Raw genomic sequence first — 14,297 nt, 5'->3', positions numbered from 1 at the left:
AATTCTCCTTACACTGTTCCTTTTTCATACATTGCACGATTGCGTTCTTTATCTTGTTTTCTTTTAAGCTTTTCAAGTTCTTTATTTCTAAAATCAAGCACGCTAAATTTAAACCAAAGTAAAGTTGGACTTGCTACAAAAATAGAACTTAAAGTTCCCGCTATAATACCTACAATTAAAGCCAAGGAAAATCCTTGTATCATCTCTCCGCCAAAGAAATAAAGTATCACAACGGTTGCTAAAGTTAACCCTGAAGTTAAAACCGTTCTTGATAAAGTTGCTGAAACACTTTCATTGATAATAGGTGCAAGTTCGGTTTTTTTACTTGTTTTAATGCCTTCTCTGATTCTATCAAAAATAATAATTGTATCATTCAAAGAGTACCCAAGCACAGTTAAAACAGCAGCCAAAGTATCTAGATTGACATCAATTTTAAATAAAGAAATTGCCCCTAAAGTAATCACAACATCATGAATTTCACTGATTATAGCCGCGAGAGCAAAACGCCACTCAAAACGCAACGCTATATAAATTAAAATTGCTATCAAAGATACAGCTATAGCCATAAGTCCTTTATTTCTAAGTTCATCACCTACTTTTGGACCTACCACATCAGCACGACGCACTTCAAATTTTCCCGTATCCTTTAAAAGAGTGCTTATATGCTCGCCTATATCATTGCTTACATTATCGTTGCTTCCTAAAAAGCGTATGGTTACTTCTTCATTGCTTCCAAATTCAGTTACAGATAAATTTTGAAAAGTTCCTTGTTTTTCTAAAATTTCTCGGATTTGTGTTATAGGAGCTGCATTTTCATATTTAAGCTGAACTAAAGTTCCTCCGCTAAAATCAATGCCATATTGCAAACCCCTATCCCAAAGCAAATAAATAGAACCAAAAAACAAAATAAAAGAAAGAGAAATAGCAGCAAAACGCATTCTCATAAAATCATAAATTTTCTTTTCGCTAAAAAACTGCATTATCTTCTCCTATAGCCAAACCAAAATCTTGTATTATTACTTTTTTCTATGCGTTGCATAAAATAATCAAACATTCCGTGAGTTCCTAAAATTGCCGTAATCATAGAAACAACGATACCAATTCCCAAAGTCACAGCAAAACCTTTAACTGCTCCTGTTCCATAAGCATAAAGTGCTACCGAAGTAACCAAAGAAGTGATATTTGAATCTATAATCGCACTCATAGCATTTTTATAACCTTGTTCTATGCTAGCTCTTATATTTACTCCATCTCGCAAGAGTTCTCGTATGCGCTCATTGATAATCACATTTGCATCTACTGCCATACCCACAGTTAAAACAAGTCCTGCCATCCCTGGTAAAGTTAAAGTTGCTCCAAACATAGCCATAACAGCCACTACTACCAAAACATTAACCAACATTGCAATATTTGCAAAAATTCCTGCCACACCGTAATACATCATCATAAATATTACAATAAAAACCGATGCACCGATTAAGGCTATCATACTCATTTTAATACTATCAGCACCTAAAGATGGTCCTATACTTCTTTGTTCAAGTAATTTTACAGGCGCAAGCAAAGCTCCACTTCTTAAAGCTACCGCCACATCACGCGCTTCTTCTTGGGTAAAAGCTCCACTGATTTGCCCACTACCTCCACCTATGCGTTCATTGATAGATGGGGCAGAATACACTTTATTATCAAGTACAATAGCAAGACGCTTTCCAACATTTGATCCTGTATAATCAGCAAATTTTTTAGAACCCTCGGCATTTAAAGTAAAATTAATCACAGGATAATTACTCTTATCACTAATCCCTACTCTAGCATCAGTAAGCATAGATCCATCTAAAATAGGTATGCTTTTTAAGGTATATTTTAAATTTGGATTTCTAGAATCAGGCACTAAAATCAGTCCATAACTCGCAGCCTCAGCATCGCTCATTGTAGAAGCTTGACCCATTTTAGAATCATCAACTTCCATAAGTTGCAAATGTGCTGCTTTTGTGATGCGTTCTTTTGCTCTTAGTTCATCTTCTTTGGTTTTAATCCCTGCAAGTTCAACCAAAATCTTATCATCACCTTGTTTAGCAACTGTTGGCTCTGCTAAACCAAATTGATCAAGCCTATTTCTTATGGTTTCAACTGCTTGCAAAAGTGCAAAATTTTCTATATTTTTTACTTCTTCTGAGGTAAAAGAAATTTTATAGTGCATATTTTCACTTTGTATATTAATTCCTTTTATTTCTTTAAGCAAATTTTCAACTTTTGCAATATCCGCATTATCAAGCAAAGTAAATTCTAAAATATCATCATGGGTATTTAAGCCATCATTTAAAATATTTTCTTTATTAAAAGAATAACTCAATGAAGATGCAATTGATTTTATTTTAGATTTTACAGCTTCTTCATTATCTACACCTAAGAGCATATAAAGCCCACCTTGCAAATCAAGCCCTAAATTAATCTTCGCACCACGTTCTGACTGCAAAAAAGAAGGGAGTGAAAAAGCCACTCCAAAAATAAATACCGCTATAAAAATAATCAAGCGATAATTGATTTTAGAATTACGCATCAATTTTCTTTGCTATAAATTCTCTTGAAATTTTTGCAGTAACATTGTCTTCATTAAGCTTAACTTTGATAAAATCCTCCTCTGGTTTTACGACTTCACAAATAAGTCCGCCATTAGTGATGATTTTATCTCCTTTTTGCAAAGACTCAAGCATTTGTTTATGTGCTTTTGCTTGTTTTTGTTGCGGTCTGATCACCAAGAAATAAAAAATTGCAAATAACACTACAAGAGGTAACAATGAAGTTAAAATTGAATTTTCTGCCATATTTTTCCTTTATTCCAAAAAAATTAAACACTAATTCTATCATTTTTAAAATAATAAAAGTCTTTTTTATTGCAATTTTACTTTCAAATTCTATTTATCTATCATTTTTTGAAAATATTTTTACACAAACTATTAGCCCATTTTTAGCTATTTGGGGGTTAGTTTTACTTCTAAAAAGTAAAAATTCTAAACAATATTTTTGGATAGGTTTTTTTGTAGGGATTCTTTGGTTTTGGTGGATTGGTTTATCTTCAATTTATTTTAATCTAAACTATTTAGTACCAATTATACCAATTATCATTGGTTTTATTTATGGACTACTTTTTAGATTATGTTATTTATTAAAATTTGATTTTTTAAGGCTTTGTGGAATTTTTTGCATAAGTTTTATCCATCCTTTAGGATTTGATTGGCTTAATTGGGGAATTTTTACAGTTTATGGTTTTTTTGACCCAAGTTATCGTGGTATTATTTGCATATTTTTAATAGCATATTTCATCTATGAGGGTTATATATCAAGATATTATAAAATAGCGATTGTTCTTATTTTATTCTTTAGTGGATTTCAATATAATGAAAAACAAGCTCAAACTCTTAATTTAAACTACAAACTCATCAATACTAATATCTCTCAAGATCAAAAATTTTTACAAGAAAATTTAAAATCAAATTCTGATATTTTAATTCAAGATATACTTCAAGCTATAAATGAAAAAAAAGAACTTGTAATCTTGCCTGAAACCGCTTTTGCTTTTGATTTAAAAAATACCAAATATGAGCTCATGCTTAAAGAATTATCTTATAAAATCACCATTATTACAGGAGCATTTCATGTCGAAAAAGAGCATATTTACAATAGCACTTATATCTTTAAAAAAGGCAATGTCTATATTTTAAATAAGCATTTTTTAGTTCCCTTTGGTGAAGAAATTCCATTTTTTAAAGACTTAACAAAAAAATATTTTCTTAAAAATATTGAAGAATTTTCCAAAGGTCCTATACAAAGCAAATATAAATTAGATAATCAAATTATCACAAATGCAATTTGTTATGAAGCTACCAAAGAACAAAACTATCAAAATTCACAAATTATTATAGCCCTAAGCAACAATGCTTGGTTTAATAATAGCAGCGAATACAAACTCCAGCAACTCTTAATGAAATTTTATGCAAGTAAATATGGGGTTAGTGTTTATCATGCTACAAATGGCAAAGAAAATATAGTTATACTCCCTAAAAAGCTTTTAAGTAAAGATTGGAATAATTTATCCAAAGAAATATTTAATGATAAAAAATAATATTAAAATTTTAATTTTAAAGTAATTTAAGTTATTTTATATTATAATTCTGTCAAACAATATTTTGACTTAGAGGGGTTTTTACCCCAAAGCTAAATTAATTTAGCTTCCTTCCTAACTTTTATATTTATGGGGGATATTGAAAAATATCCCTCTAAGTCAAAAATTAATATAACCTCATTAATTCTTTATAATTATACAAGCCTTATTTAAGCTTGTATAATATTGTTAATTTTTTAAAGTAGCTTTTTAAACTGTTCTAGAGCATCAAGTTTTTCCCAAGGATAGTCCTTTTGTCCTACTTGCCCACGAGCTGCTACATCCGCATAAAGAAAAGTTTCTTTACTTGGTTTATCCAGATGAAATTTATCACGGATCCAATTTGGTGTTAAAGAGAAATTTTGCATAACAAAATCACTTAAAACATCATCATTTACACTGGTATTTGTACCCATACAATCCACGCTTACCGAAGTAGGTTTTGCAACACCTATAGCATAGCTAAGTTGAACAATACATTTTTTAGCAAGCCCTGCTGCAACTATGTTTTTAGCTAGCCATCTACCTGCATAAAGTCCACTTCTATCAACCTTAGTATAATCTTTGCTCGATTGTGCGCCACCACCTATTGGAGAATAACCTCCAAAACTATCTACTATAAGTTTTCTTCCTGTTAAACCACTATCATGCAAAGAAGAATGATTAACATATTTACCAGTTGGATTGATTAAAATTCTAGTTTTATTAGGATCAAAAAGTTCTTTTGGTAAATTACTATCTAAGATAAGTTTCATTACTAAAGATCTTAAATCTTCTATTTTCATACTTTCAACACAAGGTGCAGAAACTACTATAGTATGGATACTTTGCGGTTCGCAATTTTCAAAATTCGCCTTAGTACCATAATCAATAGTTACTTGAGTTTTAATATCCACTCCAAGTTCATGTGGATTTGCTTTTGCATAAGCATAAACTCTATCGCATAGCATTCTTGCATAACTAATAGCTGCTGGCATGTATTCTTCAGCTTCGCAACTTGCAAAACCAAACATAATACCTTGATCACCTGCTCCTGTTTCGCCATCTTCTTGATCGACACCTTGATTGATATCAGGGCTTTGTTCATTTAAAAACACCATAACATCAACTTCATCAGGATGCAAACACTGCTCTTTACTAAAATGCCCTGCTCCGTCATAACCAATGTTTTTTAAAACATCTTTAACTAAATTATCGTAATCAGCTTTACTAAGCTTGTGATTTGACTTAACTTCGCCTCCTATCACAACCTTATTTCCTGCGACAAAAACCTCACTCGCCACCCTTGAATTTTTGTCATTTTTCAAGAGTATATCCACTATCGTATCAGCGATTATATCAGCGCACTTGTCTGGATGACCTGCACTTACGACTTCTGAAGTGAATAGATACATAAAAAGTCCTTTCATTTAAAATGAACCACAATTGTATCCAAATAAACTTATCAAAGCTTGATAAATTAAAAATTTACTAAAATTAAGCAAAAGTTAGTTAAAATCAACTTCTGATATAAAAAATATTTAAAAGGTTTTTATGTTTTCTAAAATCATTCAAAGCTACGCTAAAGGCAACCTCATAGTTCAAATTTGTATAGGTATAATACTAGGAATACTCATAGGCATTAGCTCTAAAGAAATATCTGAAATTGCAAATTTACTCGGAATACTTTTTACAAGTGCCTTAAAAGCTATCGCTCCTATGCTTGTTTTTATTTTAATTTTAACCTCAATTTGCACTAAAGATTTTTCTCAAAGTGGTGCTAAGATCAAAAATATTATTATTTTGTATATAGTAGGCACCTTTCTTGCTTCAGCTTGTGCGGTTCTTGCTAATTTTTTCTTCCCTGTAAAGCTTGTTTTAGATGGAGTTCAAACCGCTACAAATTCATCTCCAACCCACATGAGTGAGATTTTCAAAGATCTTTTATTTAAAATTGTCGATAATCCTATAAATGCTCTATCAAGTGGAAATTATTTAGGAATTTTAACTTGGGCAATAGCTGGAGGTATAGCATTAAAACACTGTTCTAACGAAGCAAAACAAGTTTTTATAGATATCAATGAAGGGGTTTTAAAAATTGTTAAATTTGTAGTAAAACTTGCTCCTTTTGGAATTTTTGGACTTGTGGCTAATTCTGTAGCACAAACAGGAGCACAAGGTTTACTAAGCTATGTAAAACTCTTAATTTTACTTGTAGCTACTATGCTTTTTGTTACCTTTGTTATCAATGCCTTAATAGTCTTTTTTTATACAAGAAAAAATCCCTTTCCTTTGATTTTTATCTGCTTAAGACACAGTGCATTTTTTGCTTTTTTTACAAGAAGTTCGGCAGCAAATATTCCTGTAAATATGGCACTTTGTGCCAAACTTGGCATAGATAAAGAATTTTATGGCATTTCTATACCTTTAGGAGCTACTATCAACATGGCAGGAGCAGCAGTTACTATAGCTATTTTAAGTCTTACTGCGGCCAATACTGTTGGTATAGAAATCAGTCTTTTACAAGCCTTTTTATTAAGCATTATTGCTACCTTTGCAGCTTGCGGGGCTAGCGGGGTTGCGGGCGGATCTTTACTGCTTATACCTTTGGCTTGTTCTTTATTTAATATAGACTATGATATTGCTATGAAGGTAGTTGCCATAGGTTTTATTATAGGGATTATTCAAGATAGTGTTGAAACTGCTTTAAATAGTTCTACAGATGTTCTTTTTACAGCAATTTGTTCCAAAAATGAATTAAATTACAATATCAAATAAGGCAAAAACATGCGTCATCTCATCACTACAAAGGATTTTAGCAAAAGTGAAATTATGGAGCTTTTTAAAGAAGCAAGTGATTTCTTAGATGAAAAGCCTAGAACTTTTCTTGAAGGAAAAAGTATCACGACAATTTTTTTTGAAAATTCTACACGCACCCTTTCATCTTTTGAAAGTGCTGCAAGAAGATTAGGTGCTAGGGTTTTACGCCTTGATGTTTCAAGATCAAGCTCTAGCAAAGGAGAAACTCTTTATGATACTGCTGCTAATTTAGATGCCATGAATCCTAATGCTATTGTTGTAAGACACGCAAACTCAGGAGTTCCTTTGATATTAGCAAAGCATATGCATTGTCCAGTTGTTAATGGAGGAGATGGAAAACACGCCCATCCTACCCAAGCTTTGCTAGATTTATTTACTATTTATAATCATTTTCAAGGCGATGTCGAAGGTAAGAAAATTTGCATCGTAGGTGATATCAAAAATTCCCGCGTTGCAGCGTCCAATATAGAACTTTTAAGCAGATTTAATCTTGATATTACCCTAGTAGCTCCACCACATTTTATGCCTAATACCCATCTTAAAAAACATTATAAGCTTGATGAGAATATCATAGCAAATTCAGATATTATCATGAGCCTTAGAACACAAACAGAAAGACATAATAAAACCGTTTATGCTTCACTTAAAGACTATGCAAATGATTTTTGCATTCAAAAAAGCTTAGTAAAGGATAAAAAGCTTATTTTACTACATCCAGGCCCTGTAAATCGCAATATTGACATAAGCGATGAAATGATGAGCGATGAAAGAACTTTAGTTTTAAAACAAGTTAAAAATGGAGTGGCCATTAGAATGGCTGTTCTTAAAAAACTCATATTAGAAAATGAAGGATAAAAAATGTTAGAATGGGATTTAAGTGCTTTATTCCACGATAAAGAAGCATTACAAAATTTTACACAAGATCAAATCCAACAAAGTTTAAATTTCAAAAAAAACTATGAAAATAAACTTTATACATTAAATGCTAATGAGTTTTTACAAGCTTTAAAAGATTATGAAAATTTAAATCAAGCCCTTGGCAAAATCATGACTTATGCTTATTTACTTTTTGCTAAAAACACTCAAAATGGTTCTTTTTACGCACAATACGAAGAAGAATGCAAAAAAATAGAAGAAAATTTACTCTTTTTCGAGCTTGAATTTTGCGAGTTAGCTCCTGAAAAAAGTCAAGAATTTACAACTTTTTGCAAAGATTATGATTTTTATCTTTCTAATTTATTACAAAACAAACGCTATAATCTTAGCAAAAACGAAGAACGCATTATGCTCTATCTTTCAAATACAGGTGCAAATGCTTTTAGTAGACTTTTTGATGAAAGCATGAGTGCTTTAAAAATCCCTTTTGAAGGTAAAAAACTTAGCGAAGAAGAAATACTAAGCAAAATGTATGATGAAGATAGAAAGATACGCAAAAAAGCTGCTAAAAAATTCAGTAAAGTTTTACAAAAAAATAGCAGACTTTTAAGTTTTATTATCAATATGATAAAAACAGAAAGAAAAAATATAAGCTTATTAAGAGGTTATGAAAATGCTGAAATTTCAAGACATATCAGCAATCAAATTTCACAAAAAAGCGTTGATTCTTTGATAGCAAGTGCGCAAAAACATTTTAACTTAGTATCGCAATTTTACAAAAGAAAAAAACAAATTTTAGGCTATGATGAGCTTAAAGACTACGACAGATATGCACCCATAGGAAAAGAAGCAAGTTTTGATTTTAAAACAAGTAAAAATATTGTTTTAGAAGCATTTCAAGCTTTTTCTCCGCAATTTTATGATATAGCAAAAAATGCTTTTAATCAAGGCTGGATTGATGTTTATCCACAAGAAAATAAACAAGGGGGTGCTTTTTCACATTCTGCAACTTCTGATGCACATCCTTTTGTTTTATTAAATTACACCGATAAAAGGCGTGATCTTTTTACACTTGCACATGAATTAGGACACACCATCCATCAAAAACTTTCTTATAATGTAAGCTATTTAAATCAAAACACGCCTTTAACCACCGCAGAAACAGCTTCAGTTTTTGCTGAAATGCTCGTATTTGATTTTATTAAAGATAAGTTAAAAAAAGAAGAACTCCTATCTTTATATGTAAATAAAATCGAAGATATTTTTGCAACTTTTTATAGACAAATTAATTTTACTTGTTTTGAAAGACGCTTACATGCTCAAGAAAATGAACTTAGCACCGAAGAAATCAATAAAATTTGGATGGAAGAATCTCAAAAGATGTTTCAAGATAGCGTAAAACTTACAAAAAATTATGCTTCTTGGTGGAGTTACATTCCTCATTTTATCCATTCTCCTTTTTACTGCTATGCTTATGCTTATGCACAACTTTTAGTTTTAGCTCTTTATGGACTTTACAAAAGTAAAAAATGTGAAAATTTTAAAGAACTTTATATCAAAATGCTTTCTTTAGGTGGAAGCGTGAGTCCAAAAGAACTAGTAGGAATGTTTGGCTTTGATATAGAAGATGAAAATTTTTGGGAAATAGGCATAAAAGAAATTCAAAAACTCATCAATGAATTTATGGAGTTACAATCATGCTAGAAGCAATCTTAAAAAATGAAAATTTTATCCATACCATGCAAAAGCATTGTTATGAAGTTATTTCACACCTTATAGAAGAAAATATAGAATTTTCCATAGTTGCAAATACAAATTTCATAGATTTTAACCCTGAACTTCCCAAAGAGCTTGATGTTAAACAAAATCCTTATGCTCTTTTTGCTCTTGGAGGATACACCTTTGAATCCATACAACTAAATAAAGATTTCATTCAATTTCACGCAGGTTTTGGAAATGATGATTTTGATAGTTTTGTAAAGGTTGATTTAGGAGCTATCACGCAAATTCAAATAGAAAATAGCATTTTATTTGTTAATTTTAGCCTTTATAAACGCGAAGATAGTAAAAATTTACAAAAATCTAAAAATATATTTTTAAATAATCCAAAAAATAAAGATATTTTCAAAAAATGAATCTATTTGAAGATTTAAATGATAGTCAAAAACAGGCAGTAAGCCACATTGATGGAGCTATGCTTATCCTAGCGGGTGCAGGTAGCGGAAAAACCAAAACTATCACCACTCGTCTTGCTTATCTTATCGGTGAAGTAGGCATCCCCTCGCATAACACTCTTACTCTTACTTTTACAAATAAAGCAGCTAGTGTTATGCGTCATAGAGCGTTAAATTTTCTACAAGGCAATCACAATCCTTTGCTTTGCACCTTTCATAAATTTGGACTTTTATTTTTAAAACTCCATTTTGAAAGATTGGAGCGTAAAAATAGTTTTATTGTTATCGATACAGATGATACAAAAAAAATAATTAAAGACTTAATCCATGATAAAAACAAAGATAATGTCTATGATATTATCAAATACATATCTTATTGCAAAAATGAAGGCAAAAGAGTAAGCAATGTCTTTGAAGATTTAAATTTACTAAAAGAACATAATTTTGAAAAATATCAAAATGAATACAAATTTGCCAACTATTACCGTGCTTATGAAGAATACTTATTAAAGCAAAATTTTGTAGATTTTGATGATCTTTTATTGCTAAGCAATCTCATTTTAGAAAATGATATAAATTTTGCCAAAGAACAAAGCTTACTTTATAATTACATTACAGTTGATGAGTATCAAGATACTAATACCTTGCAATATAAAATTCTAAAAAATCTATGTTGTATGCATGAAAATATCACAGTTGTTGGTGATGATGATCAAAGTATTTATAGTTGGCGTGGAGCAAAAATTGAAAATATTTTAAATTTTCAAAACGATTTTAAAAATGTTAAACTTGTAAAACTTGAACAAAACTATCGTTCAGTAGGGACTATTTTACAAGCAGCAAATAATCTCATATCTCACAATGAGCAACGACTTGGAAAAACTTTAATCTGCACTAAAGATACTGGGGAAAATATTAAAATATTAAAAAACGAAAACGAAAAAGATGAAGGTTTATATATCGCTCAAGAAGTGAAAAAATTGCTAAATTCTGGAGTAGAAGCTAAAGAGATCGCCGTTTTATTTCGAGTTAATGCACTATCAAGAGCAATAGAAGAAGCATTTATGAAGGAAAAAATTTCTTATAAACTGCTTAGCGGTATGCGTTTTTATGAGAGATTAGAAATAAAAGATTTAATCTCGTATCTTAGACTTATCTTAAATCCAAACGATGATTTGTCATTTAGGCGTATTATTAATCGCCCTAAAAGATCCATAGGAGAAAAAGCCCTAAAAAATTTAGAAGAATATGCAAAAAAACGTCAAATTTCACTTTTTGATGCCTTATGTGAAAGCGATGGCGGTGTAGGAATTTTAACAACAAAAAAAGCACAAAATGAAGCAAATATTTTTATACAAAATATTCACACTCTAAAAAGCTACGATAATGCAAAAAAAGTTTTTGACAATATAGAAGAATTATTTAAAATCAAAGATTATTTTTCAGAGCAAGATGATGGCGATGAAAGAATCAGAAATCTTGATGAGTTTTATGCTAATCTAAGAGAAAAACTCAAAGAAGATCCCGAAGCTTCTTTAGAAGATCTACTTAGTGAAATTTCTTTATTAAGTGATCAAGATAATTTAGATGAAGAATGTGTTTGCTTGATGAGCATTCATGCTAGCAAAGGTTTGGAATTTGATTATGTTTTTATAATAGGCTTTGATGAAGGATTTTTTCCTTTAAATAGTGAAGAAAATCTCGAAGAAGAACGCCGTCTTGCTTATGTTGCCATCACTCGCGCCAAGAAATTTCTCACAATAAGTGTTGCAAATTCTCGTTTTTATCATGGTTCAAGAGCAAACATCAATCCTAGTCGCTTCTTAGAAGAAAGTAAATTAATCAATGAAAAATCAAAAAATCAAAATATACAAAAAACTAGTTTTTGCAAAGGAGATCTAGTTAAACATAAAATTTTTGGCATTGGCAGGGTTGTCGAAGTTAATAAAAGCGGAAAAGAGGAAAAGCTTAATATTAATTTTGGTGGTATAATGCGTGTAATCATGGCAAGCTTTGTGGAAAAAGCAGTATGAACAAGATCTTTGCAGCCTTTAAACCAAGGGGTTTGAGTTCTAATGCCTTTTTAAGTACTTTAAAGAAAAAATATAAAAATAAAAAAGCAGGATATTCTGGCACTCTTGATCCTTTCGCCAAAGGGGTTTTAATCATTGCATTTGGACAATACACAAAACTTTTCCGTTTTTTAAAAAAAACTCCAAAAACCTATAAAGCTACTTTATGGCTTGGAGTTTACTCCTTAAGTCTTGATGATCAAAATATAAAAGAAATTAAAAATATAAAAGAATTTGATCTTGCAAATTTACAACAAATCATTGATCAAATGCAAGGAATTATCTCCTATACACCACCGCAATTTAGCGCCAAAAGAATCAATGGAACTCGCGCCTATGAACTTGCAAAAAAAGGTATAGAAGTAAATTTAAAACCTTGCCAAATGGAAGTATTTGATTGCAAGATTTTAAGCTATAATCATCCTTTTTTAAATATCGAAATCACAGTCAGTGAAGGTGCTTATATAAGATCTTATTGCGAACTTTTTGCTAGAAAACTAGGTATTAATGCGACTTTAAGCTCTTTAGAGCGCGTTAAAGAAGGCAAATTTGTTTATAATAATGAGAAAAGCTTAAATGTGTTAAAATACATTAACCTAAAGCCAAATTTTATCAAGGATTTAAATAAACTCGAAAATGGTGCTAAAATTTTTGTCGAAGAATTAAAATTTCATGATGAAGGAGATTATTATATTGAAACAGAAAAATATTTTAGCATAATTAATATTAAAGAAAATACAGTAAAATATCTTCTAAATAAGGTTGAAAAATGTTAATATTATCAAGAAAAGAAAATGAAAGTATAATTATCGGAGAAGGTATAGAAATCAAAGTCGTTCAAACAGGGAAAGGATATGCCAAAATAGGCATAGAAGCTCCAAAATCCCTTATGATACTTAGAAAAGAACTTGTTCAACAAGTAAAGGATGAAAATTTGCATTCTGTTGTTCAGAATGATATTAAACTTGATGACTTAAGCAAAAAACTAATCAAATGAAAGCTTACGCTAAAGCAAATATTTTTTTAAAACTTACCGGTTTTGACTCAAGAAAATATCATCTTTTAGAATCACGATTTATACTTTTAAAAGATCTTTTTGATGAGCTTGAGCTTGTTGATAAAGAATCAGATTCTAAAAAAGAATTTGAAATCATTAGTAATTTTAAATGTGAAAATAATATTATTCAAAAGGCTTATTTGCTACTTTCTAAAAGATATAATAACGAATTAAAAGAATTATTTAGCAAAAAAAGCCTAAAACTCACAAAAAATATCCCAGTATGTGCTGGGCTTGGTGGTGGAAGTAGTGATTGTGCGAGTTTTTTACTACTAATGAATGAAACCTTAAATTTAAAATTAAACCTACAAGAACTTATAAATTTAAGCATACAACTAGGAAGTGATATTGCCTTTTTTTTAAGTGGCTTTCACTCTGCTAATGTAAGTGGCTGTGGCGAAATTATAGAAGAATTTGAAGATGACATACCTAATTTAAAATGGACTTTTCCACAAATATCTTGCCAAACTAAAGCTGTTTATGATGAATTTGATAGAGAAATATTTGACTTTCAAAAAAACAATAATCAAGCGCAAATCTACAAAAAACTCAGCACAAAAGAGTTGTTACAAAACTTTAAAAACAAAGAATTAAATGATTTATTTACTCCTTGTGCAACTTTATATCCTAAAATGAAGTCTTACTTACAAGAAGATTTTTTTCTAAGCGGTAGCGGTAGTAGTGTTTTTAAGGTTGATCGATGAAAATTATTGCGAGAAATAAAAAAGCTTTATTTGATTATAGCATCATAGAACGCTTTGAAGCCGGAATTGTCCTTAAGGGAAGTGAAGTTGTAGCCTTAAGAGCAGGAAGAGCAAATCTTAAAGACTCTTTTGTTCGCATTATAAAAAATGAGATTTTTTTACTTAATTCTCATATTTCATTGCTTCATACTACACATTCTTTCTATAAACACGAAGAAAGAGGTGCTAGAAAGCTTTTAATGCATAGAAAGCAAATTGATAAATTATTAGGTAAAGTAAGTATAGAAGGATATACTATCGTTGCATTAGATCTTTATTTTAACACAAAAAATAAAGTAAAAGCCACTCTTGCTTTAGCTAAAGGGAAAAATTTGCACGACAAGCGTGAAACTTTAAAGAAAAAGCAAGCCGATTTAGAAGCTAGAGCTGCTATGAAAAATTATAAATAAAGGA

General features: G+C 30.4%; 14 protein-coding genes. 10 read left to right on the top strand and 4 right to left on the bottom strand.

Features of this window, described 5'->3' with window-relative positions; translation table 11 throughout:
- Positions 1–8: 8 nt before the first annotated feature.
- The 3 genes from secF to yajC are packed head-to-tail and all read right to left on the bottom strand — an operon-like array spanning position 9 to position 2,825.
- Positions 9–980: a protein translocase subunit SecF gene (secF, locus tag ELQ10_RS01515; RefSeq protein WP_134250095.1), complete on the bottom strand. Its 972-nt coding sequence runs from the start codon at positions 978–980 to the stop codon at positions 9–11.
- Positions 980–2,560 carry a protein translocase subunit SecD gene (secD, locus tag ELQ10_RS01510; protein WP_086032115.1) on the bottom strand — a complete coding sequence of 527 codons (1,581 nt, stop codon included), beginning with the start codon at positions 2,558–2,560 and terminating at the stop codon, positions 980–982. Before secD ends, secF begins: the two co-directional genes overlap by 1 nt.
- Positions 2,553–2,825 carry a preprotein translocase subunit YajC gene (gene yajC / locus ELQ10_RS01505; protein WP_002786346.1) on the bottom strand — a complete coding sequence of 91 codons (273 nt, stop codon included), beginning with the start codon at positions 2,823–2,825 and terminating at the stop codon, positions 2,553–2,555. The genes secD and yajC overlap by 8 nt, the downstream gene beginning before the upstream one ends.
- Between yajC and ELQ10_RS01500 the strand changes: the two genes are divergently transcribed.
- A complete protein-coding gene (locus tag ELQ10_RS01500; RefSeq protein ID WP_134250094.1) occupies positions 2,798–4,123 on the top strand; it encodes an apolipoprotein N-acyltransferase in 1,326 nt (441 codons plus the stop codon). The two genes, yajC and ELQ10_RS01500, sit on opposite strands and share 28 nt — an antisense overlap.
- A 236-nt stretch (positions 4,124–4,359) precedes the next feature.
- Here the strand turns inward: ELQ10_RS01500 and metK are convergent, their stop codons facing one another.
- Positions 4,360–5,556: a methionine adenosyltransferase gene (gene metK / locus ELQ10_RS01495; RefSeq protein WP_002866117.1), complete on the bottom strand. Its 1,197-nt coding sequence runs from the start codon at positions 5,554–5,556 to the stop codon at positions 4,360–4,362.
- A gap of 139 nt (positions 5,557–5,695) precedes the next feature.
- Here metK and sstT point away from each other — a divergent pair, with 139 nt between their 5' ends.
- From sstT to smpB, 9 genes are read left to right on the top strand one after another with little or no spacing between them, the layout of a single operon-like run.
- Positions 5,696–6,919, top strand: coding sequence for a serine/threonine transporter SstT (sstT, locus tag ELQ10_RS01490; RefSeq protein WP_134250093.1), 1,224 nt, complete (start codon positions 5,696–5,698; stop codon positions 6,917–6,919).
- Between the two features lie 9 nt (positions 6,920–6,928).
- Positions 6,929–7,816, top strand: coding sequence for an aspartate carbamoyltransferase catalytic subunit (locus ELQ10_RS01485; RefSeq protein ID WP_086032118.1), 888 nt, complete (start codon positions 6,929–6,931; stop codon positions 7,814–7,816).
- 3 nt (positions 7,817–7,819) lie between these two features.
- Positions 7,820–9,541, top strand: coding sequence for a M3 family oligoendopeptidase (locus ELQ10_RS01480; RefSeq protein ID WP_086032119.1), 1,722 nt, complete (start codon positions 7,820–7,822; stop codon positions 9,539–9,541).
- Positions 9,535–9,972 (top strand): hypothetical protein, encoded by a 438-nt coding sequence (locus ELQ10_RS01475; RefSeq protein WP_086032120.1) that lies wholly within the window; start codon positions 9,535–9,537, stop codon positions 9,970–9,972. The genes ELQ10_RS01480 and ELQ10_RS01475 overlap by 7 nt, the downstream gene beginning before the upstream one ends.
- Positions 9,969–12,044 carry a 3'-5' exonuclease gene (locus ELQ10_RS01470; protein WP_002866122.1) on the top strand — a complete coding sequence of 692 codons (2,076 nt, stop codon included), beginning with the start codon at positions 9,969–9,971 and terminating at the stop codon, positions 12,042–12,044. Before ELQ10_RS01475 ends, ELQ10_RS01470 begins: the two co-directional genes overlap by 4 nt.
- On the top strand, positions 12,041–12,859 hold the full coding sequence (truB, locus tag ELQ10_RS01465; RefSeq protein WP_086032121.1) for a tRNA pseudouridine(55) synthase TruB: 819 nt from the start codon (positions 12,041–12,043) through the stop codon (positions 12,857–12,859). The genes ELQ10_RS01470 and truB overlap by 4 nt, the downstream gene beginning before the upstream one ends.
- Complete coding sequence (gene csrA, locus ELQ10_RS01460) at positions 12,853–13,080, top strand: carbon storage regulator CsrA (RefSeq protein WP_002852854.1); 228 nt, start codon at positions 12,853–12,855, stop codon at positions 13,078–13,080. The genes truB and csrA overlap by 7 nt, the downstream gene beginning before the upstream one ends.
- Entirely contained in the window at positions 13,077–13,844 is a 768-nt protein-coding gene (locus tag ELQ10_RS01455) for a 4-(cytidine 5'-diphospho)-2-C-methyl-D-erythritol kinase (RefSeq protein ID WP_086032122.1), read from the top strand. The genes csrA and ELQ10_RS01455 overlap by 4 nt, the downstream gene beginning before the upstream one ends.
- Positions 13,841–14,293 carry an SsrA-binding protein SmpB gene (smpB, locus tag ELQ10_RS01450; RefSeq protein WP_002852861.1) on the top strand — a complete coding sequence of 151 codons (453 nt, stop codon included), beginning with the start codon at positions 13,841–13,843 and terminating at the stop codon, positions 14,291–14,293. The genes ELQ10_RS01455 and smpB overlap by 4 nt, the downstream gene beginning before the upstream one ends.
- Positions 14,294–14,297: the final 4 nt, after the last annotated feature.

Origin of the sequence: Campylobacter sp. US42a, from assembly GCF_004379055.1 — a bacterium.
GTDB classification, from domain to species: Bacteria; Campylobacterota; Campylobacteria; order Campylobacterales; family Campylobacteraceae; genus Campylobacter_D; species Campylobacter_D jejuni.
This window is presented reverse-complemented; position numbering and strand designations above follow the sequence as displayed.

Bases quoted from the DNA above. Each gene is read 5' to 3' on its own strand.
- ELQ10_RS01470 (WP_002866122.1), top strand. From the start codon at position 9,969: ATGAATCTATTTGAAGATTTAAATGATAGTCAAAAACAGGCAGTAAGC.
- ELQ10_RS01455 (WP_086032122.1), top strand. From the start codon at position 13,077: ATGAAAGCTTACGCTAAAGCAAATATTTTTTTAAAACTTACCGGTTTT.
- smpB (WP_002852861.1), top strand. From the start codon at position 13,841: ATGAAAATTATTGCGAGAAATAAAAAAGCTTTATTTGATTATAGCATC.
- secD (WP_086032115.1), bottom strand. From the start codon at position 2,560: ATGCGTAATTCTAAAATCAATTATCGCTTGATTATTTTTATAGCGGTA.
- csrA (WP_002852854.1), top strand. From the start codon at position 12,853: ATGTTAATATTATCAAGAAAAGAAAATGAAAGTATAATTATCGGAGAA.
- ELQ10_RS01500 (WP_134250094.1), top strand. From the start codon at position 2,798: ATGAAGTTAAAATTGAATTTTCTGCCATATTTTTCCTTTATTCCAAAA.
- ELQ10_RS01480 (WP_086032119.1), top strand. From the start codon at position 7,820: ATGTTAGAATGGGATTTAAGTGCTTTATTCCACGATAAAGAAGCATTA.
- ELQ10_RS01475 (WP_086032120.1), top strand. From the start codon at position 9,535: ATGCTAGAAGCAATCTTAAAAAATGAAAATTTTATCCATACCATGCAA.
- sstT (WP_134250093.1), top strand. From the start codon at position 5,696: ATGTTTTCTAAAATCATTCAAAGCTACGCTAAAGGCAACCTCATAGTT.
- yajC (WP_002786346.1), bottom strand. From the start codon at position 2,825: ATGGCAGAAAATTCAATTTTAACTTCATTGTTACCTCTTGTAGTGTTA.
- secF (WP_134250095.1), bottom strand. From the start codon at position 980: ATGCAGTTTTTTAGCGAAAAGAAAATTTATGATTTTATGAGAATGCGT.
- metK (WP_002866117.1), bottom strand. From the start codon at position 5,556: ATGTATCTATTCACTTCAGAAGTCGTAAGTGCAGGTCATCCAGACAAG.
- truB (WP_086032121.1), top strand. From the start codon at position 12,041: ATGAACAAGATCTTTGCAGCCTTTAAACCAAGGGGTTTGAGTTCTAAT.
- ELQ10_RS01485 (WP_086032118.1), top strand. From the start codon at position 6,929: ATGCGTCATCTCATCACTACAAAGGATTTTAGCAAAAGTGAAATTATG.